The 21,825-nt window shown below is 46.9% G+C and carries 20 protein-coding genes; all 20 read right to left on the bottom strand.

From position 1 onward, the window contains the following. Window positions 1–6: 6 nt before the first annotated feature. Entirely contained in the window at window positions 7–1,011 is a 1,005-nt protein-coding gene (locus P2W84_RS14990; RefSeq protein ID WP_276090966.1) for a hypothetical protein, read from the bottom strand. Further along, complete coding sequence (locus tag P2W84_RS14995) at window positions 1,011–1,997, bottom strand: hypothetical protein (protein ID WP_276090967.1); 987 nt, start codon at window positions 1,995–1,997, stop codon at window positions 1,011–1,013. The genes P2W84_RS14990 and P2W84_RS14995 overlap by 1 nt, the downstream gene beginning before the upstream one ends. Next, window positions 1,994–2,890, bottom strand: coding sequence for a hypothetical protein (locus P2W84_RS15000; RefSeq protein WP_276090968.1), 897 nt, complete (start codon window positions 2,888–2,890; stop codon window positions 1,994–1,996). Before P2W84_RS15000 ends, P2W84_RS14995 begins: the two co-directional genes overlap by 4 nt. 609 nt (window positions 2,891–3,499) lie before the next feature. After that, entirely contained in the window at window positions 3,500–3,754 is a 255-nt protein-coding gene (locus P2W84_RS15005; RefSeq protein WP_276090969.1) for a hypothetical protein, read from the bottom strand. Between the two features lies 1 nt (window position 3,755). Continuing rightward, window positions 3,756–7,340, bottom strand: coding sequence for an RHS repeat-associated core domain-containing protein (locus tag P2W84_RS15010; RefSeq protein ID WP_276090970.1), 3,585 nt, complete (start codon window positions 7,338–7,340; stop codon window positions 3,756–3,758). Between the two features lie 20 nt (window positions 7,341–7,360). After that, window positions 7,361–10,876 (bottom strand): hypothetical protein, encoded by a 3,516-nt coding sequence (locus tag P2W84_RS15015; protein WP_276090971.1) that lies wholly within the window; start codon window positions 10,874–10,876, stop codon window positions 7,361–7,363. A 30-nt stretch (window positions 10,877–10,906) separates the two neighbouring features. Continuing rightward, complete coding sequence (locus tag P2W84_RS15020) at window positions 10,907–11,905, bottom strand: hypothetical protein (RefSeq protein ID WP_276090972.1); 999 nt, start codon at window positions 11,903–11,905, stop codon at window positions 10,907–10,909. Then, window positions 11,902–12,843, bottom strand: coding sequence for a hypothetical protein (locus P2W84_RS15025; protein WP_276090973.1), 942 nt, complete (start codon window positions 12,841–12,843; stop codon window positions 11,902–11,904). The genes P2W84_RS15020 and P2W84_RS15025 overlap by 4 nt, the downstream gene beginning before the upstream one ends. Further along, the gene (locus P2W84_RS15030) at window positions 12,844–13,590 is read right to left on the bottom strand and encodes a hypothetical protein (protein WP_276090974.1); all 747 of its coding nucleotides are present in this window, start codon (window positions 13,588–13,590) and stop codon (window positions 12,844–12,846) included. 23 nt (window positions 13,591–13,613) lie between these two features. After that, window positions 13,614–14,576 carry a hypothetical protein gene (locus tag P2W84_RS15035; protein WP_276090975.1) on the bottom strand — a complete coding sequence of 321 codons (963 nt, stop codon included), beginning with the start codon at window positions 14,574–14,576 and terminating at the stop codon, window positions 13,614–13,616. Window positions 14,577–14,726: 150 nt separating this feature from the next. Then, window positions 14,727–14,948 (bottom strand): helix-turn-helix transcriptional regulator, encoded by a 222-nt coding sequence (locus P2W84_RS15040; RefSeq protein ID WP_276090976.1) that lies wholly within the window; start codon window positions 14,946–14,948, stop codon window positions 14,727–14,729. A 16-nt stretch (window positions 14,949–14,964) separates the two neighbouring features. After that, window positions 14,965–16,050 (bottom strand): type II secretion system F family protein, encoded by a 1,086-nt coding sequence (locus P2W84_RS15045; RefSeq protein WP_276090977.1) that lies wholly within the window; start codon window positions 16,048–16,050, stop codon window positions 14,965–14,967. Then, window positions 16,038–16,514, bottom strand: a complete 477-nt coding sequence (locus P2W84_RS15050) for a prepilin-type N-terminal cleavage/methylation domain-containing protein (RefSeq protein ID WP_276090978.1) — start codon at window positions 16,512–16,514, stop codon at window positions 16,038–16,040. Before P2W84_RS15050 ends, P2W84_RS15045 begins: the two co-directional genes overlap by 13 nt. Next, window positions 16,498–16,863, bottom strand: coding sequence for a hypothetical protein (locus P2W84_RS15055; protein ID WP_276090979.1), 366 nt, complete (start codon window positions 16,861–16,863; stop codon window positions 16,498–16,500). The genes P2W84_RS15050 and P2W84_RS15055 overlap by 17 nt, the downstream gene beginning before the upstream one ends. Continuing rightward, window positions 16,848–18,101, bottom strand: a complete 1,254-nt coding sequence (locus P2W84_RS15060; protein ID WP_276090980.1) for a hypothetical protein — start codon at window positions 18,099–18,101, stop codon at window positions 16,848–16,850. Before P2W84_RS15060 ends, P2W84_RS15055 begins: the two co-directional genes overlap by 16 nt. Window positions 18,102–18,109: 8 nt before the next feature. Continuing rightward, the gene (locus P2W84_RS15065; protein WP_276090981.1) at window positions 18,110–18,703 is read right to left on the bottom strand and encodes a hypothetical protein; all 594 of its coding nucleotides are present in this window, start codon (window positions 18,701–18,703) and stop codon (window positions 18,110–18,112) included. Further along, a complete protein-coding gene (locus tag P2W84_RS15070) occupies window positions 18,700–19,212 on the bottom strand; it encodes a hypothetical protein (RefSeq protein ID WP_276090982.1) in 513 nt (170 codons plus the stop codon). Before P2W84_RS15070 ends, P2W84_RS15065 begins: the two co-directional genes overlap by 4 nt. 1 nt (window position 19,213) lies before the next feature. Further along, a complete protein-coding gene (locus P2W84_RS15075) occupies window positions 19,214–20,179 on the bottom strand; it encodes a hypothetical protein (protein ID WP_276090983.1) in 966 nt (321 codons plus the stop codon). Continuing rightward, window positions 20,166–20,720, bottom strand: a complete 555-nt coding sequence (locus P2W84_RS15080) for a hypothetical protein (protein ID WP_276090984.1) — start codon at window positions 20,718–20,720, stop codon at window positions 20,166–20,168. Before P2W84_RS15080 ends, P2W84_RS15075 begins: the two co-directional genes overlap by 14 nt. A 6-nt stretch (window positions 20,721–20,726) precedes the next feature. Then, window positions 20,727–21,824, bottom strand: coding sequence for a hypothetical protein (locus P2W84_RS15085; protein ID WP_276090985.1), 1,098 nt, complete (start codon window positions 21,822–21,824; stop codon window positions 20,727–20,729). Window position 21,825 lies beyond the last annotated feature (1 nt).

Here is a 21,825-nt window from a genome sequence, read left to right on the forward strand (position 1 = left end):
GATGAGTTACTCTTCATTGTTGTTCCGATCCTTCATTAGCTTTCGCTGAGCTTTGAGTTCTTTGTCCATCTCAATCAAATGCAGCGTTAGCTCCTCGATCTTCTGCAACAGCTTCTTATTCATCTCGCCCAGCTCAACCCCATTCTCCTTTACCTCTGCAGCAGAAGGAATACCTGGCAAGTGGCCTTTCTCTTTGATATGAGTTTCGGTTTCTGCAAGCGTTGGCAACTTATAGTCTTTTGCAAATACAAAGTCTGCCCACCCCGTCAGCTCTACTTTAATTTCCTGTGCCCTGATTTTACCTTTTACAGAGAGCTTTTCGGTAGGGTTGGTTGTTCCAATGCCAACATTTCCAAGTGATGTGATTCTGAGTCTTTCATAATTAGCGCTATTCACTTCACCAGATGAATTACCGGATACCGTTCGAATAGCAAAATATCCTGCATAGCTATCAAATGCATTAGACTCCTTTCCCGCGAAAACATAAGCAAATGGATAGTCGGGAGTTCCATTACCCGTTTTCCCCCCAAGTGCAATACAAGATCCTTTATTTACTCCAGCTGGCTCGGTACCGAATATATTTACAGTCGGTGTCTGAATTCCATAACTTGATTCAGCGAAACCGCCGCGGACATCTAGCTTTGCAATAGTTGTATTTGTGCCAATGCCAACATTACCGTTCGGATCTTCAATTACCATCCGTCGCCACGGTTCCCATGTCGTGGAGGAATGACTTCCAATCCGGTAAAAAAGTCCGTCGTTATTAAATCCGAGTTGATGGTTTTTCCCGCCACTATCGTCGTGCCATGGGGCCACCGTTAGTAATGTTGTAAAAAAAGCAGAGCCTGGTGCTCCTATCGTGGTCGTTTCTTTGAAATCAACACTTAACTTCGTTTTAAAGTAAGTTGGCGGATTGTTAACCGCTCGTGTATCCTGTACAACCACATAATTTGTTTGGGACTTTCCGTTCAGCCAAAGAAAGCAACCCATTAATACCAGTATCTTTTTCATTACTGCTTAAATTTGTATTTAGACATGATCATGTTGATCGCCGATTCCTGGCGCCGTACACTCTTTTTTAGCTCATTAATTTCCTTTTCCTTACTAATCAAATGCAGCGTCAGTTCTTCTATTTTTTGCAACAGCTTCTTATTCATTTCACCCAGTTCAACCCCATTTTCCGTTACTTCTGCGGCAGAAGGAATACCTGGCAAATAACCTTTCTCTTTGATATGGGTTTCGGTCTCTGCCAGTGTTGGAAGTTTATAATCTTTTGTGAAAACATAGTCCGGCCACGCCCCCTTCAGCTTCACCTTAACCGATTCCGCAATCATATTACCCGCCACTGCAAGCTTATAACCTTGAGTATTTGTGGTACCGATACCAACATTTCCAAATTGAATATAAGACGTGCCGGAAGGCACTTCAGAAAAATAAACATTTGTACCTATAGAGGTGCCACCTGTGAAATCCCCCTCACAATTCAATGTAAGCCGGTTATTCGTGTCATGCACCATTGCCCGGCCACCCGAACCCCGCCCCGCAAATTTTAACAGAACATCTGCAAGTCCGTTGTAAGCAAAAAGGTTACTCCCCGATTGTACTCTAAAATCACCTGACACATCCAGTTTGTATTGAGGAGATTGATTTCCCAATCCAACATTTCCGGCTGGGGCTATGAAAATCCCATTTGCAGTGCTGTTATCACTCCCCGGTTGTATACCAAATACGGTTGAGTTATTCAGATATCCCATCCCGTAGACCATTTGCCCCTCACTGATAAAAGACAAATGAAATTTGTTACCCTGGTTTGCCGCCCGGGCTATTTGTACACTTCCGTAAGCACCGGCATCATATTTCTCACCAAGATCAACCCTACCATGCAACCTAACTGCAGTGGTCACTGTATTGCCGTTATTGACCACAGTCTGAAGTGTTTGAGCAGACAGTACCAGACCAGACATTATCAAAGCACTGAAGATTAGTACGATTCTCATTTTTCATCTGTTTTTAAAAGTTTATTAAGCTTATTTATTTCTTCCTCCTGGACATTCAGCCTTTCGTTTTGGCGCTGAATAAGCTTACTCTGTGCTATCAAATGGAGCGTCAGTTCTTCTATCTTTTGAAGCAGTTTCTTGTTCATATCCCCCAGCTCCACACCATTTTTCTCTGCCTCAGCAGCAGTAGGAATGCCTTGCAAATGGCCTTTCTCTTTGATATGAGCCTCGGTCTCTGCAAGTGTTGGAAGCTTATAGTCTTTTGTAAAAACATAGTCCGGCCAATTGGTAGCTTCTACTTTAACTTCCTGAGCGCGGATTCTTCCTTTAACCGAAAGCTTATCCAGCGGATCAGTCACTCCAATTCCAACATTACCTCCCATAACCACAAAAGATCCGTTTGTCTTCATGCCAAAGTACTTCGAAGTCCAGGTGCCGTCGACACCAAATATGTTGTTATACCCAGGCTGGGAGTATAAGATCGACGAGGTTTGAAACGGCGAATTTGAGCTTGATACTATTGTAGTGAGTAATCTGGCTTCACCGCTCACATCCAGTTTATATTGAGGAGTAGCAGCACCAATCCCAACGTTCCCATTTGCAAGCAACCTGATGCTAGCAGTATTCGCAATGTGCCCCGGAACTAGTAGTTCTGTGAAATCCTGATTGGAATATCCTCTTGTTAGGATTTTACTATTGGCCCATACCACACTGTTTGACGAGCCTATCTGAAAACTACCTCCATCGATAAGGGAAACATTACCATTTACCACCAGCTTTTCACCCGGGGAAGTAGTCCCGATTCCAACATTCCCAGATGCGGGAAAAGTATTCGTCTGAGTTTTAGCCTCACTGAATACAAATAACAAAAAAAGTAACAAGAGCCTTTTCATAATTTAGATCACCGGATTTTTCCTTTTCAAACCTAATCACCATATGTCGATTAATCCAGCGAAAAAGCATGACTGACAGTCATAAAGTATGACTACCAGTTATAAAATATGACTGACAGTCATATTCTGCTAAAAACACGTTAAAAACTCTATTACTGTATTCAATTTTCTCTAGGGCTCATTCTCCAAATGGTTATATAGCCTTTCCAAATACGATTCTAAAAGATCAAAAGTTAATTGCCCTGCCGAAAACAAAAAACTGCGAATGAATTCGCAATTTTCATTATTAATTTGCGATAGGAAAACACGTTCGCCAGTGATCGATAAGGCATAGCGCATTGGAATGTAATCCATGCAAAATTTTCGAAAACTTTCTTAGAAGCTTACCAGGAAGCCGTTACACAGGTGATAAACCTGGATAACGTACATGAGTTCTTATTATAGGAAACGATTTACGGCAACTGCCCTGTTTTTCGGTCAGTTGCCGGTTTTGTTAAAGTATAATTGTATTGCCGTTTTCTCCAATTTTTTATGCTGGCTTGACGGGGCCACTAACTCTATTCAAATGTTCCTGAATCTATTTTCATATTCAATTGTACCTTGAAATTTTCATTTTTTCTCAATTATAAGTTCTACAGAACCCTCTTCTAATGAGTTATATTCGTCGTAGTGCATGTGATAACCTACTGGAACGGCATCCTGTGCTAAGGAGAGCATCTGCTTTGCTAGAGAAATTAACCCTGCTTTGTTAGCAGAAATTATAACCTCTCCATCATTAACCCCAACCTTAATCTCAAAGCCATACTGCCATTCAGATGTTAAACCTTGATCCACATATTCTGGTATTGTCAGTTTTATTTCCATTTTAATCAGTTAAAAATATATGATAATTATCCTTTCGCATCATTTTTCCAGGTTTAGCAGGGTTAGGAACAAATGTCTCAAAATTAACGTGGGGCCCTCCTCCATGTGCTCCTGTTATATCACTTGTCCCCATTCTAAAGACTCTTTTTCCATCTGAAGATATGAATCTGCCGCTCCCAGGAATAGCCTCTTTATATCCTTTACCTAGGAATTTCTGTGCCAGTTCTAAAACTTCACTAGCAGATCTCTTGGCTCCATCTCTTAATCCAAGTTTAGCCAATGATTTATATGCTCCTGCAATCTCAAAACCTCCAATCGCATCAGATCCCGCTGAAAGCAATCCCATACCTGCAGCAAAATAATTTGGTCCAGTTGAAAAAGTACCAGTTCCATATTTCATGACCTGATACACCCCCCCTAACACAGGTATGTCTGTTATTTTCTCGTCAGCTTCTTCTGCAGTTGCACTAAGTTGATTGAATGATTCCCAATTTTCTGCGATTTGTTTAGCCTGATCTAAATCTTTAGGGGAATTCATAGGACCAATACCTAATGCTGCAAGAAGCCTTGTAAACCAATCGTCATTACCACTACGTTTATTCTTAGGTGAATATTGACTCTTTAACTGGTTGAATATAATTTGGGCGTCTTCACCTGTGTATTTAGTTCCTAAATTAGTTTCTTCAACAGCCATCCCATCGGGATCAATAAACCTAATCGGATTATTCATCGCATAGTTATATGGAGACCATTTCCTTGCCAATTCCGCCAACGGATCAATCACATTCCACCTACCAATCACCGGATCATAAAACCTCGCCCCATAATCGAACATCTTCTCCTGGTCCTGCTTCTCCTTACCGTTGTACTGGTATTTGTTCTCGTTACCAATTACTGAGCCGGTCTGTAAGCCCAATCCAAATGCATAGTAGTCGGTCTCCTGAATTGACCTTGCTGTGCCATTATAAATATCAAAGTACACCCTTCCATTACCAAGGTGGTCGCTCAACGTATATTCATAGGCGTAAACAGGGTCCGTTCCTGTACCGTTCTTGACGACCCTTCCTGCCTCTGTCTGGGCAAATGCGAAAGCTCCGCCTTCGTAATGGATACCACTAATGTAATCATTTGCAACTGTAGTCCCTACTTCTTTTCTCAGCTTTACGCCCCCCGCATCATAAATGTAATTGATCGTATTGCCTGAATAGGTCATGGCCTTGGGCAGGTTCAGCAGGTTATAGGTAATGCTGCCCAGGTTATTGCCGGTATTCGTTGAGTTCGTCCTTCCGGTCAGGTTGCCGTTCCCGTCATAAGTATAACTGGTGGTACCCGCCAGTTGAAACCTCGTATCTGCGACGTTTGCATTGCTGTCCAGTACGCTGGTCAGGCGGTTACCGCCATAGGTATATCTTAGTTGATCTATCAGTGAACCGCCCAGCTTTCGCTGAAGGCGGGTAATGTTACCCATCAGGTCATAGCCGATCGATTCATTATTGCCGTTACCGGCTACTGCAGACTTAAGCCGGTTCAGGTTATCATAGCTGTAGTTGTAATACTTATTCGTACCCCAGGTCTGCGTGCTGATGTTGCCATTGTATTGCGGCGTTACTCCATTTGGTGCATCCTGATAGTACAACGCCTCTCCAAACAGGGCTGAAGATATCGAAGTCAGCCAGCCTCTTATATTGTAATTGTAGGTTACATCCTGTTTAAACGTCGCACCGCCGTCTGTACTGTGCAACCGTTTACGGTATATATTGCCCAGTTCATTGTACTCATTACGAGAAAGCAAGATCTTTTGGTTGGCTGAAGTTCCAGAAGTGTTGGCGGTTAACTGGTAAGTATCTACCTTCCGTCCCTGCGCGTCATAGGTATATTCATTTTTGATATACAGGCTTTCAGTTCCTGCAACATAATGCTTCCTCGTACTCGCCATTACTGCACCCGAGAAATCATATTCGTTGGTGATCTCATCATAATTGGTCGCTACTGTCGCCTTACCCTTGTAATGTTGCCGGATGACCTTAACTACACGCGCCTTGTCATCATAATAATTAACCGTCCACAAGTAATTTGATGTACCCAGTACATTCGACTTACTGGCTGTAGTTAGTCCGCGCGTCATCGTTGTAAAACTTGCGGATTGATTGTAAGCCGCCTCGGAAGGTATTCCCGGAATGGCGTAGTCATCGTAATAATTTACGGTCAATACGGTATTCACCGTCGTCGGGTAAGTGGCGCTGGTGTACCCTGTGCCTGTTGTCGTTCTGCTTTCCCATTGCGTAGCTATACCATTCGCTTCTGTTTGTACAGTACTGAGGTAGTTCACGTTGGCTGTACCTGCACGTGTATGTATTCCCGTTAAGACAACTCTACCCTGGGCATCGTATTTCGTAACCGTCCATTCCTGCGGACTGCGGCCCCGCTGCACACTGTCCTGGGTCATGATCAACTGGTCCAGTTTATTGTATACCATATACTCCCAGCCCTTTCCTGGCAGCTTTTTAGCAGTCATACGCTGCCTGCCATCATATTTATACTGATAGCAATAAGCATCGAGCGTCGTCTGGGTGATTGCCGCATTGGCATCAGGATTAGCGGCAGGCGGCAACACAAAGGATAAATTACCAAAATCATCATACACATAATAGGTAGATAGCGTATCTAATGCATCTATGGTTTGAGTATATGCGCGCTTTAAGATCACCCGCCCGTCCCTGTCCTTTACTTCCAGTACCGAGTTCGATAATGGCAAGTTGTTAAATGAATTGCTGTTTTCATCCCAGGAAGACTCCCTGGATACCGAATTGTTTGCATACAGTTCATTGTTGTTTTGTCTTACCAGTGTCCGGGCTCCCGTCGTAGCATTGATGGAAACCTTATACAAGGCCTCTTTTCTATGAAAGGAATTATAGTACTTAACCGTATGCCCCCTATTAGGGCTGCTTCCCGTGGTCAACTGCCAGTCGTCTCCAGGTGCCCCCTGCTCCACTACCCGGTTTAGCGCACTGGTTTCATACCTTGCTTCGGAATAAGGATATAATGATGCTCCAATACCAGCAGGAGGGCTGGCATAGAAATTAGATTGATCCCATGCATATGGCGGCGTATAGCCATTTTCTCCAGCCTTCGTGTAAGGCGGATACTTGGCAGATTCAACACCCATATAGTTGTACGAACGGTTTTGAAGTACGGCTTTCAGCGAAGGGCTGGCTTTGATACCGATCGTTCCCGCAGACCTGCCTATCCCGTCCAGGTATTCCACAGAAGTATTTACATGTGTATTCAGATTTGTAGAATCAGATGGCTTCAAGATTCCGGCTTGCCTTACATCGTAAGTAACGATAAAATTATAGTCCTTGTTAAACCATTGCTGGTTCTGTACGCCCCCGTTAGCCGGACTGATATAAGCCTTAAAGTTCGCCCCAGCAGGAACCGTAAATCCTGGCTTTAAAATAATGCTTTCAGAAGCGGTAATTTCCTTTTGATTGCCGTAAGCAATCACGGAAACCTGTTGCTGCGCAAGAGCTAAGTCAGGGATCCAGAAAAGTACCAGGCAAGTTATGGTGATGATGAACTTTTTCATATACGTCAATTTAGTAGCGGTTATTGCTTATATCTTTTGCCAATATTGTAGTCGTAAGCCTTGACAATATTACCGTCATGGTCTTTGATATTCCTGAGCCTATGCTCATTGTCATATTCGTAAGTGGAGGTTAAGCCTCTCACATCCATTGAACTGGTTACTCCGACCCCACGTTTATAGGTAAAGCTCCGCATCGCGGCATCACTTGGGTGAAAGCGCAGTTCATCGATGAAACCTGTACCTGAAATTGTTACGTCAGTTAATGCCCCAGCGGTCAGCTCCCGTTCTGCAAATACCCAGTTGCCCTTGGTATTCTTTACCACTTCAGGTCCGATGGTTCCCCCTGTTACGTTTACTGTAGAACCACTTTTATACCAGTAGCCCACGATATATTTTCTCCCCGATACGTTGGTGCTTTTTGTGATATTCCCGCTTGCCAGGTTGTAAACGTAATCCCTTGACGGCGACAGGGTATCCAGCACCGGGGTTCCCGCATACTGCCAGTTACTCTTATCTCCTTCCTCAAAATTTGTAAACGCGACCTCGCTCGAACCCTGCACATTGACCACCTCGGCAATCGGAAACTCTTTACTATAGCCCCAGATGAGTGCGGTTTTTGGACCGGACAAATTCGAATACAGGATAGGATTGCCTTTGTCATCGTAAGCATCGTAATTGCTTTCCAGCGAATAGCTGTTATCCGATTCGCTATAAGTCAATTCAGAGAATGGGATGCCTCCGGTATTCAGACGGTACACACTACTTGGCAAAGTCTTGCCAGAGAAATCCGAAAAGGTACTTTTGGTTCCTGCAAGTACCTGGTAAGCGCCGCCTTTCATGACCAGGGCCAGGTTTTCGACAGGCTCAGCGACCATATTTGCATCGCGCAGCAGATTGACCCCCGGAACGGTATTCTGTAAAAAATCCTTAGCGTATTTGAGCCTGGTTGCCGTAGAATCTCCGTTTGAATTATAGCTGACAATGCGGGTAGGCTGAAGGTGTGCAATATTATTGTATTGATACTTTGTCAAGTTTGTCGTAGAATCTATATATACCCTGTCCCAGGTCGAAACCCGAGTTTCAGAAAGCTTGTAGACATTGGACAGCGTCGATAAGTCTACTGTACTTCCATAATATTTACCAGGATAATAGTTCGTACTGGTTTCCGGGCCTACATCTTTATAACCCAAGGGGTCCATATTTGGAATGGTCGCTATCTGACTACATTGATAAGTATAGTTACCGTTATTGTTCGCCATACCGCATACTGTAAACGAGGTATTATACTCGCCTATCTTCATCCCCTTCACACCCCCGAAATAAGAATATTGCTTTGGCGATGTAGATGGCGCATCATAGTTTTTATAATCGTTGACAGTGACCCGGGCCCTGGTACCATCTGTGCGTAAACCATTGTATTCAATAATCTTTATAGGCAACCCCACAGGCACATTTCTCTGGATGCCTTGGTTCGTATAAAATTCAGGGAAATTTTGCTGTGCACGGTTAGATGGGCTGGGATAATTCCAGGCAGCCGTCGGAACACTTTGATTAAAATAATAAGCCGTTTGGTGGGAAATTACAGGCCCGTCGTAGATGCTTTCTACAACTGAAGGGTAATAAGCGTAACTACCGTTATGTAATACCAGATCATTTAACGGGTGGGAAAAGATTTGTAAATTTTCAATATAAGTCGTATTTGTATTAAAAACGTAGTTGCAAGTCACACTGGTAATTAGACCAGGTATCTGAACGATACCATAACCTGATTCCGTCGAACTCGTGCTATTAACTGCACCAACACCATAAGTAAACCCACGCTTGGAATGCGTCGCTCCGGAAAACATGATCCCATCCGCCTGGGTAATCGTCTTGATCCTGATCCCCCCACCCTGATAAATTTTAGTATATGGGGTATAATTGGAAGTAGCTCCGTCAATCCGGTATTTATGAGGTTCGTATTCATAAAGGAATTTTTCACCTGTAGGCGTAGAAACACTTTGAAGCGTACCCTTGATCATCTCATTGAAGTTGGTATTTCTCTTACCGAAGCTTACATTCTGGCTCTGAGTATCGCCAGGCGCATTATAAACCTCCTTTGCCTCCTGCCTGTGATAATCAAATGAACTGGGCGCGGTACCAGGATGCCCCTTGAAGCATGCCATCAGGTGTGGAATATCTCTCAGACTGATCGTACTGTCCGGATCTTCGATCAGGGTCTTATTCCCGGTCTGGCCGTTATAAAAACCCCATCTATCTTTAGCTTTGCTTTCAATGTTCGGAGGTACAGGCAGTTTTCCAAGCACACCAGCAGTCTGACTCCCGTAATAACTAAATTTCCACTTACCGGCTTTCGTTCCAACTGCATCGTAGACATCAACCGATTCCAGGTAATGCCCGTATTGCACATCAGGATCGTAATTGAATTGATAATGCTTATACCATTTGTATTCGCCATTAATTTTATGCTTAATGGTAACCTTTAGCAATACTTCCCTTCCCAGCACCTCATTAGGGCTGTACTCAAAAGTGACCTTCCCATTAGGGAACACAATTTCCTTCAGTCTGCGGTGTACCTTTGTCTCTATTTTACTCTGACCGATAATCGGTTCGCCATGAAACAAAAATTGTCCATTGGCATCATCCCAAGAGCTAGACGAAGACTTGTACATCATATCCCTGCTTAAGGGAAGTATCTCGGTCGTGGTGGTACGTATCCTGGAAAGCAGGCCTGTGCCCGGATTGACAGAGGCAGTATCCTCATATAGAAAACTGACCGTATCTCTTGACTTTGGTGAAGTGATCCTATACAGGTTATAATCCGAGTCATACTCCTGTGGAGACCCATACCAGTCTCCGCCAGGAATAGCAACCAGGTTATCGCCATTTGGCTGATAAAATCTTTTTTTCTTGACAATGATCCGGTCACCGGTTGTAAAATAGTGGACAAGCCCATTTCCGGTAGTGATGCTTTTGTTATTATCTGAATATTTAAATGTCGGATCATACGGGAAAGTCAGCCCACCCTTCGTAAATCTCCCGCCCCCGCTGGGTACAGTGTAGCTAAAGACATCATAAGCATAATCTGTACTTCCGCTCATTACGCTCATCAATGTAGTACGGTGATTTTGATTATTGTCCGGATCCAGAGAGAAATTTGAAGTCGACTTAATAGATGCTGCACCCCCATCGTCGTCCAGGCCGTTTACCTGTTTGATCATTTTTCCTCCGGCATTCAACTCCCAGCCCATGCCGACACAGCCGGCCTCTTGCCCAACTTTAATCCCCAGCGTCTTATAACTGATCGAAATGGGCACGCTGATATCATGTGCTTTAATCTCATATAGCGGAATATTGATATCTACAGTGCCCGTACTCCTGTCCACATTGTCCAGACTATAGGCCCCACTTATTTTACCCACTTTTGGCGCTTCGCCTATCGGACCTCCGGCCCTTTTATTATAAGTAACCTGCGCCATCAATTGACTATTGCCAAGTACGGCAATCACCAGTAAGAGTTTGAATTTGATATGCATAATTAATTCAGATAAAGTCTTATGATCCGTTTACTTTTTGTCCGTTACCAGTGCCACTAATGTCTTTTTCAATGCCTCTATCTCGGCCTGCTGGGTATCATCCCGCTTTTTCGTCTCAATCAGATGCAGGGTCAGCTCTTCAATCTTTTCCAGCAGCTTCTTGTTCATTTCACCTAATTCAACGCCATTTTTCTTTACTTCCGTAGCAGAAGGAATGCCCGGCAAATGACCTTTCTCTTTGATATGAGTTTCAGTCTCAGCCAGCGTTGGAAGCTTATAATCTTCTGTAAAAACATAGTCCGGCCAGTTAGCTGATTCTACTTTAATTTCTTTAGCCCTAATGCTACCATTCACAGCCAGTTTATAGCCTTGCGTGTTGGCCGTACCTATACCAACATTACCACTACTTACATTATTAAGCGCTAAAACTGAGGCGTCAATAAAAAGCTTTTTAAATGTATTATCTCCATATACATCAATATAACTTCGATCATTAACCATATCAGCCGCAATAAAGACTCGACCACTATTTACGCCATTTGCTCCTCCAATTCTTATTTCTCCAGTTTTATCGCTCGTTGCAATTTGGAATTTAGATAGCGGGTTAGTCGTTCCGATCCCTACATTGCCCAGATGGTCTATCCGCATACGCTCTATATCAGAATTCGTGCTAAAACTAATCGCGCCTCCAGTCATCGCCGAACCCCTCAGGAAATTAATTGAACTATTCGTCTGACCATAAAAGTTATGAATGATTGCAAAACTTCTGCTATTCAGAACATTTGTCGCGTAGCCCCGAACACCTAAAAATGTCCCGTTTCCCTCATTATCGCCTTCGAGAAGCCTGCCAAAAATTGTCCCTAGAGCGCCCGATGGTATATACTTCGCAACATCAAGTGCACCTCTTGGACTGGTCGTAGCGATTCCAACATCCCCACTTGCAGGAAACGTGTTTGTCTGTGCGGCTACATAGTAAACTTGTAGCACCATTGCCAATGCTAGCAATATTTTCCTTGTATACTGAATCATTGATTTTTCGTTTTTAGTTCATTTATGTCCTTCTGTTGTTTTTCCACAAGGGCTCCAAGCTTCGCATTCTCCTTATCAATTCTGATCAAATGCAATGTTAGCTCCTCGATCTTCTCGAGCAGCTTCTTATTCATCTCGCCCAGTTCGATGCCATTTTCCTTTACTTCCGCGGCAGAAGGAATACCCGGCAAATGGCCTTTCTCTTTGATATGAGTTTCTGTTTCCGATAGTGACGGCAAAGCATAGTCCTTTGCAAAGACAAAATCCGGCCAGGTACCTTGCAGTTTTACTTTCACAGACTCTGCAATCATATTACCCGCCACAGCTAGTTTATAGCCTTTCGGATCTGTCGTACCTATTGCAACACTACCCGTTACATTAAAATTTGGAACATCATGTGTTTCTGTGTGCGTAGGAACAAAATCCTGAATATTACTCAATACACTTTGGTTAAGAGGATTACCATTTATCTGGTATGGTACTGCCAACATATTTTCTGCAGTCGATGTTGTCCACCCTGTAAACTTGTAACCTTGGTCATGATAGGCATCCGCATATGGAACCTCCAGAGCTAAATATTTTTTGCCATTAAACGTACAAGTCTTTAATTTCCAATGCGGTCCACTGTTATAAACTGAGGATACACTCCCTGAATTGATGTTGTAAGCAGAGGCGGTATTGACTTCAGCGATATTTACGCGATTATAAGCTCCCGCCGATCCTCTCAGGGCCGTAATTGTTCCAATCGCATAATTAGCGCTAAGTAATGTCGTGCCATACGACTCATGTAATAAGATCAACACCCTGGTATAATCCAAGTTAGCTGAGTAAAACGGGACAACAATACTCTTATATTGACCGGGAGCTAATGTTGTGACCTGGGCAAAACCAGTCGCAGAGAATACGACCAGTAATAGGCTAAAGATGTAATTACGCATTTACTTTATTTTAAGTTGTAGTTCTTTTATTGCCGTCTGCTGTTCAGTCAGAAGACTACCAAGCTTTGCATTCTCCTTCTTCATCTCAATCAAATGCAGCGTCAGCTCCTCGATCTTCTGCAACAGCTTCTTATTCATGTCGCCGAGTTCTACTCCATTCTCTTTCACCTCCGCAGCAGAAGGAATGCCTGGTAAATGGCCCTTCTCTTTAATATGCCGTTCCGTTTCAGCCAGCGTCGGCAAAGCATAGTCCTTTGCAAAAACATAATCCGGCCAGTTGGCAAGTTCAACTTTAACCTCCTGTGCCCTGATTTTACCTTTTACTGAAAGTCTTTCAGTAGGATTGGTAGTCCCAATCCCTACATTTCCTGCCCCCGTTATCCGCATCTTTTCCTGCGGAGTATTGAATCCATATTCTGTATAAAATCGTAGGCCTGAGATATTTGTCGACTCTTTATATGCGCCTATTGCTGCTGCCCAGTGATTTGCCCATCCCAATACAATTCTGTTTTCGCCTGCTGAATTTGTAGAGTTATACCTTTGATTTGCCACAATCATGGAAACATCATTCGAACCGTTGGCATCCATACCGTAGGCATTCACATTAAACTTGGCACCCGTATGACCTGTTCCTATAGTAATACCGTTTGTAGTGATATTCCCATTATCTGTTACAGTCTGCAATGTCTGGGAAAAGCCTGTTTTGAAAAATCCTGTGAATAAAATCAGCATTAAATATTTTTTCATATCAGCAGTTATTGAGTCATTAACTATTTTTGTTTTAAACTATTTATTTCCTTTCGCTGGCTCTTGACTTCCTTCTCCATCTCAATCAAATGCAGCGTCAGCTCCTCAATCTTTTGCAACAGCTTCTTATTCATTTCACCCAGTTCCACACCATTTTCTTTCACCTCCGAAGCAGAAGGAATGCCTGGCAAATGGCCATTCTCTTTGATATGAGTTTCGGTTTCTGTGAGCGTTGGAAGCTTATAGCCTTTTGTAAAAACATAGTCCGGCCATGCCCCCTGTAACTTCACCTTAACCGACTCCGCAATCATACTACCCGCCACCGCAAGTTTGTAACCTTTCGTGTCCAACGCGCCTATACCAACGTTTCCATTAAAGTAGTTATTGGTTGTACCCTGGAAATAAGCTGAACCAGTCTGACTAATACCATTTGAGTTTACATAACCGTCAACCACCGTTTTGTATGTATGTGAAGGGCCTCCCGATTCCTGGTAAGGAAGCGCATTTGCCGTACCGTCATATACTGTCACAGTAATCGCAAACTTGGACCGGTAATAATAATTGATATTACCACCTTTTAACCAGATAACAATCTTATCATCAGCGTTTGCCGCAGTTGCATCACGCCATCCCCCGATAAATGGTACATCCTGACCAGCAGACCCATTAACGCGCTGAAAGACTTTGGCATCTATAAACGCATTTGCATTTCCCCATCTTGTTGTGTGATAATCAAATCGGGCAATTACTGATCCAACCCAGGTGCTACTTACGTATACACTGGATCTGCCGATCTCCAGCTCGGAAGCAACATTGTTGGCCCAACCACCATCTGAAAAAGTAACTGGATAATACCGGCTAGCATCTCCACCAACCGTAAAAGAGCCCGTAATCTGGGCAGAGGTTATCTTGCAAAATCCTAGCAGAATAAAAATAAAGATTCCTTTGAGAGACAAAAGTTGTGAACGTAGTAAGAGCCTTTTCATGCATTTAGATTTTTAGTCAAACTTAACCACCAGACTTTCAGCTTGCCAGCAAAAAAGCATGACTGTCAGTCATAAAGTATGACTACGAGTCATAAAATATGACTGACAGTCATATTCTTTAGGAAGGCATGTAAAAGCCGTATTCAGCGCTCACTTTCCTTTAAAATCCATTCCCTTCGGCGGGTCAAATCCGAGCAGTTCAAAAATCTCCAGCAGCCTTGGTCCCGAGCATTTACTTTTACCGGATTCAATCTTGGAATACCCTGTTTGCGTAATACCTAATTTGACCGCCATGTAAAGCTGGGTGTACTCTTTGTGTTTTCGTGCTTTACGAATCATATCACTGACTTCCTTGTAAAATTTCTCTTCCATATCGCTATAAAAAAATTTAAAAACTATTACTCATCTGGAACATCGGCAGGTACATGCTCACCAGGATAAACCCGACCACCAGGCCTAAAAAAATAATGATCAGCGGCTCAATCAGCTTGCTGATCGTCCCGGTCTGGTATTCCACCTCCTGCACATACTGCTCGGCAATATTGCCGAAGAAATGGTCCAGCCTGTTGATCTCTTCACCTACCTTTACCAGCTGGACCATCCTGGCCGGGTAAACTTCAAACTTGGCAAGGCTGGCATGCAGCGACACTCCCTTCATAATGTCCTGTTCCACCTGTTTCAGCGAGACCTCCATCGGGTAAAACCCGATCGTTTGCCGGGCCATATGGATGGCCCTGAGCAGGGGAATCCTGGTGCTGATCAAGAGCCGCATCGTATTGCAGAACCTGGCCAGGTAGATCTTCCTGACCAGTTCATTTAAAACCGGCACCTTCAGAACCAGTTGGCTGGAAAACTCACGGAAACGCTCCTCTTTACGGTACGCATACACCAAATACCCGCAGAGCCCGGAAACCAGCAAACCCGGAAAAAACAATTTGCCCATCAGCGCCGAGGCTGAGATCACCATTTCGGTCATCCAGGGCAGCTTACCCCCAAAGCGCTTGAACACATCGCTGAACATCGGCACCACAAACCTCAGCATAAAGAACACCGCCCCGGCAGAGGTACACAGCACAATGGCAGGATAGGTCAATGCAGCCATGATCTTGCGCCGCTGCTCTACCTTGCGTTTATAGAACAGGGCCAGGTCATCCAGTACCTCGGCCAGGTTGCCGGTCTCCTCCCCGATCTGTATGCTGAATTCGTCATAGTCCGAAAACTTTCCGGTCTCTTTTACCGCCCGGGACAGTGATGCCCCGGAAATCACCTTCGCTTTGATGTCCCGGTAAACCGCAACCTGCTTGTCCTTCAGGCTTTCCAAGGTCACCAGGTCCAGACTGTTCTTCAGGTCGATTCCCGATCTTAGCAGGGTACCCAGTTCAAAGAAGAAACTGGTCTTCTTTTGATCGTTCAGCCCGGTTCCGCCAAAGCTGATGTCCTTGGAAAGCAGTCCGGCGATGTCTATCTTTTCCATAATTCCTCTTTTAATCTGAATAGTTCCTCTGAGGTATATTGCTTATCAATGCGCAGCTGAACCGCCACACTATCCTGCATAAAGCTCAGGACCAACCGGTCGGCCAGGCCGTCAGCTACAGGATGTTCTTCAAAGGATCCCTGGATGCGGAGCGTCCGGAGTTTCAGCGTATCTGTACCCCCGGCAACCTGCCTCAGCAGAAAATCTCCCCCTGCCTGGTAGATCAGGCTATCCATCAGCAGCCGGTCTCCCTCAAGCCGCACCGATCCGGCCCTTTCCACATCCCTTTGCAGCACCTCCCGCACCATTTGCAGGTCTGCATGCCTCAGGTTCTTCTGCCGGTAACTGCCCTGCAGCTTTCCGAACAGGCTGAAGGCAGTATAGGCCATACCCACAACGATTGCTGCGAGCATCATGGCCAGCACTACCTCCATCAGCGTAAATGCCTTAATCTTGTTTCCCATCTCCCGTAACGATTTTGCTGACCTCTGCCAGTATTTTGCCCTCGCTGTCCCGGCACACTGCAGCCAGCACCCAGGCGCCCTTAAACCTGACCACTTCACTGAACTTTACCGCCACCGTAAATCCGTTCTGCTGTATCACCTGGTCCTGAAATGAATCTGCCGCAGCCAGGCTATCGGTCACCAGGTCGGTATACAATCCGGCCCTGAGCGCCTGGTCGTTCACTCCCGTACCGGCCAGCCTGCCATAGATCACCAGGCCCGCAGTTACGCTGATCATCAGGATCAGCATGGCAATTACGGTCTCGGTCACCGTAGCCGCCTTCAGCCGTTTACTTAGTTCAACCTGCATAATATTTTTTGTTTTAAAGCCCCACCATTCAGAAAGCCCGTGCTCAGGTAATACCTGCTCAGCCGGGTACGGTCCAGTTTCACATCGATCAGGTAGTTTTCATAAATGGCACCCGAAACCCTGGCCATCAGCCGGATGGCTGTTACGGAACCATTTACAGCCGCATTTTTAGCCAAGGTCACATAACCCTTGCTCCACAGCTCTCCTTTTACCAAAGTACCCTCGCCTATCTGGAGCAATGGCATCAGCTCACTGCGCTGCTTCTCCCAGGCGATCAGCGGCCCCTCTACCAGACAGTCTTTACCCATACTCAGCCTGGCCTGGAAACCGGCTGTATCCGGCTTCAGCACGACAAGAGCCGAGGGATATTTCAGCTGCACCTGAGCTCCGGTGACAATACTATCGGTGGCAAGGGCCTGCAAACGCCCGGTAAAGCCTTCTTCTATGCGGATATACGGTGCGATCAGGATAGCGTGCTCCAGCCTGGCCCCCGCCTGGACCGTGATCGCGCTATCAGCGGCCAGAATGACCTGTCCGCTGAGCTGCTGTCCCTCTCCGACCCGCGCTACAGCTCCCTGGTATACCCATTTTACAGGTTCCAGAAAACTACAAGAGACATCCGGATTGATACCCGGCTTGCCTTCCTGCCTGGCCCTGCGCAGCATCTCCTGCATCCAGTCCGCCAGGTCAGAAAAATCCCTGCCTGCCGGCAATTCCAGTTCCCTGCCACTATCTTTAATGCTGCCATAGACCAGCGTCCGGTCTTCGTATCCCCTGCCTTCCACATAAGCGGCCTTGATCCCCGATTTGGGCAAGTAAGCCGTACCGGTAATCTTGCTTTTACCCGAGATCGACACCGGCCGGTCTTCATCGGCCAGGTAAAACACCTGCAGTGTATCTGCAGGCACGGTTCCCATCATGATGGCCTGTGCTACGGAGTCTGCGCCCACCCAGGCCCTGATGATGCCGGTCTGGTAAACTCCCCAGGTACGCTTTTCCAGCAATACGCTGTCCTGCTGTTCCCCAAACAGGCTCAGCTTTTCCAGGGTATCTGAAGGAAAGCTGTCCAGCAGCAACAGTTCCCTTGCGGAGGACAGGTTACGTTTCAGTAACTGCATGCGTACTGCTTTGCGGTCCTGCATGCGGTAGATGTAAGTCGTCATCAGCATCGCACCGCAAACCAGCACAATGAGCAGCGAGATGATCAGAGAGATATAAAGAGCGGAGGCGCGTACCATCAGACAGTTTATTTATGTTTTCCCTTTCCTTTAAAGATGGCTTTCAGCCTGTTGAACAATCCCTTGCGGGCCGTCGTGTCGGCAGGATGCGAATCCACCGGGCGCCGCTCCCTCAGTACACCATTCCTGTAGTTCAAAGTATCAGCAGGCCTGCCCAGGCTGTCGTATTTCACCAGCGCACCGTTCAGCTCGCCGTCCCTGTAAATTTCCGCCTGCCGCAACCTGCCAGCCGCATTCCAGCTCAGCCAGCGCCCCTGTTTCAGCCCCTTGTGAAACCTCCCCGACACCAGCAACATTTTGTGCGCGCGGTCATACTCGCGGTACAAGCCGTGCAGCACCTTCCCGGAATAAGCCGCCTGCGAGCTGTTCACCTTTCCTTTGTCATACCAGTAATACGTGTGCGCCATCTCAGGCAGCACCAGCATCCCTTTTTTTTGCAGCTGCAGCTGTACGGTAATGTCACCCTGGTGCAGCACCACATCCCGGCCCAGCCGGTCCATATACTGGAGCTCCTGCGGCTTGCAGGAAGCCATGATCCCGGCGAGCGCCAGGCCCGATGCCAGCACCGCCATTGACGAATAATTATTTTTCATCGCTTTCATTCTGTCTTTAATGTTCTGGTCTCTTTCCTGTATTTCAGTCTCACGGCATTCAGCCCGATATCCAGCAGCCTTACGCCCGCTAGCGTATCCCCTATCCGCATCATTTTCTCCTGCCCGTTATAGCTGATGATCGCTACCCTTTGCCGGACATCCTTACCACCCGATACAAAGCCCAGGTACTTCATCTGCTCCAGCGGATTCGGCATCACCACAGCAGGCGGGGCAGCGCTGATCGCACTACCTGCGGCCACCGGTCTGCGCTTTAACGTATCTGGCTTAATAGCCGCCTCACCCGTAAAAGGATCAGGATAGTCCGTCAGCAGCCGGAACGTATCCGGCATTGCCGCAGGCAAGTCCTGCCTGGCCGTAAATGGTACCGGGGCCACTTTGACCGCTACATCATCCGTTCCCTGTACCGCCGAAAATAACCTGTAAACGATCAGCCCCCAGATACCCAGTACCAGGAAACCCAGCCCGTACAGCATTCCCTTGGATTTTTGCGTAGCCATCTTATTGTATGCTGAAGTTCATCAGTTCACTGGCCGGGCTTTCGTTCCCGGCCTGGTCCAGTGCGGTCACCTTCCAGTACACCAGTTCTCCCTGCTGGCCGGTGCTGAACGAATAGCTGTTCGTGTTGACCAGCAAAGGAAAACCTGTACTGTAATTACTTACCCCATCACTTTTATAGAGGTAAAGCCGGTATTTCTTTGCCGTGTTCACCGCCGTCCAGGAAATACTGACCGGCAAACTAACCTGTGCCCCCTTCACCGGGCTTACCGGTGCGGGAACAGCCGGCGCGGTCTTGTCATAGCCCAGCGTCCGTACCTCAGACCATTTGCTGTTTTCCTTCTCATTCTGGGCCCGTACGCGCCACTGATAGCTGCCATCTTCCGGGAAAGTGAACTGGTACACGTTACCACTGAGTACCGCATCGTACACGAGGTCATCCTCGTCAGCGAAATTGTCTTTATCGATCTGCAGCTGGTAGCCGGTGGCACCAAACAATTTGTTCCAGCCCAGGCCTACATTCGCCTCACTGCTGAGGTAATTTGTACCTGGGGTGTTCAGGGTTACCTTTTGCTCGGTCAGCGAAGATTCGTGGATCGTAAAACCAGCCGTAGCATAGCCGCTTTGGCTGCTGCCATTTTCCGCCCTCAGCCGCCACTGGTATTTTCCAGGCTCCATGGTCATTTCAAATCGTGTTCTGCCCTCGATAATGGTATCCTGCACCATGGATACCGTGTGCTCAAAATCCGGCGCAGCAATCTGCAGCCGGTACCGCAGCGCGTCTGCTACCGACTCCCAGTTGAACCCGACCTGGTAACGGTTGCTTTCCGATCCGTCCATAGGTGCCAGCAACCGGACCTCCCGCTTTTCCAGCGAAGGCTCAATAAAATCCTTACACGAAACCAGTAGCAGGGCCACAACCGCCAGGGCGATCTTGCTGCTGTACATTCCTTTTCTATTGTTCTTCATATCGCGATTCTTTATTTGATTTGATCACGGGGATACCCGTAAAAATGAGTTCCATGGTAGTTTGCAGGTCTCTTGGGGCCCTGCGGTAAATTAAGGTGGTGATCCGCCCGATACGAGCCGCCGTATCCAGCTGCCTTTGCATGGCCAGCAGCTTAAAATAGGCGCCGCTCAGTTCGATGTGCTGCCGCAGTACCGGCCGCCCGGCCAGGCTGTCCCTTTCCCACCCGGGAAAAGCCTTTACCTGCAATCCCTGCACGGGCCCCAGCGTAGCACAGGCATTCCAGAGCTGTCCTTTCCAGAATGCCGAATCGATCTCAAAACGGTTGTACAACTGTTCCATCGCCTGCGTCCTGCGCGCTGTATAGCCAGGACTGATCCCCAGTTCTGCCGATGGCGCAGCCGCCGCCGTCAACTGCCTGTAAAGTCCGTAAGCGGCCCAGGTCTTTTTAAATGCAAGCTGCCAGCAGACGAGCCCCATCAGCAGGATCAGCACCGGGGCCATTTTCAGGATCAGCCTGTAATTGATTGTCTTTACTTTCATTTCCTGCTATTCTTTTATTTCCTTACTGCGATATGGCGCCATATCTATCGAGACCGTAAACTCTCCCTTACCGGTGTCCCTGCTCACTACATATCCCGATAATTCGCAGTGTTTCACCCAATCCATGGCGCGGAGCCCGTAAAGCCAGCCATTCACCTCTGCCGCCCCATCGCTTTGTCCGCGGATGATCATCTTTCCCGCCTCATAGACCTTCCGGCCGCCGGAAGCGAAGGCCTGCTGTCTTAAAGGATTGATACTGAACTCCGTCACGACGACGCCGGTCGGCCTGGAGGCCATCACCGCTCCCGTCAGCCAGGCAAAGGGATAACCGCTAAAGCCCGAAGTCCGGAGAAACGCGGCGCGGCTGCCCAGCTCAGTTTCCAAAAGCGCATACTTCTTTACCTCGCTTCCTTTTAAGTTCTGCTGCAGGGCCAGCTGTTCCACTTCAGCCGTATAATGGCTGAGCAGCATGAAATTCAGCAGCAGCAGCAACAACAGGCCTACGCCGGTCAGAGCAAACACGCCCGACAAACGGGCCTTTGCCCGCAACTGTACCAACCGTTCCTGCATTGCCGGAGCAGCAGCGGTCACCCCGCCTGCACCGAGCAATACCTTCACCGCGTTGTCCTGTAAACCAGCCGCTTCCCCCAGGCACAATCCGACCACAGGGTGTCCCGCTGCTTCAAGCTCGGCAGACAGTTCATCTGCCAGCGGTTTTCTGACCACTTCCAGTCGCGTTTCGGGCTGTGCTCCGTTGTACACCTTTAAGACCTGGACATAGAAGTCGCCCGGATCTGCTCCCGGCAGGGCTTGCGCTAACGCCGCTTCTCCCGTTAAGTCCGCAGCCAGGATGGTTTTACCCAATACGCCCTTACCATTCAGGCACAACAGCACCGGCATTTTCGGAAAGTTTTTACTAAAATGGGCGACATTTTTCAGCGCGCCCTGTTCAGCAGCTACCTTTACCTGCTCCGCCTCTAATTCCAGCAAATACGCCGAATACTGATGCTGCCCCTCCCTGTCCAGCGTGACCCTGAGCACCGCCAGTTGCTTCACCCGGAACAGCCCTTTAAACCATACGCTTATTTTTGCTCCTGCTTTCATC

Origin of the sequence: Pedobacter sp. JY14-1, assembly GCF_029269825.1 — a bacterium.
Lineage (GTDB): Bacteria > Bacteroidota > Bacteroidia > Sphingobacteriales > Sphingobacteriaceae > Pedobacter.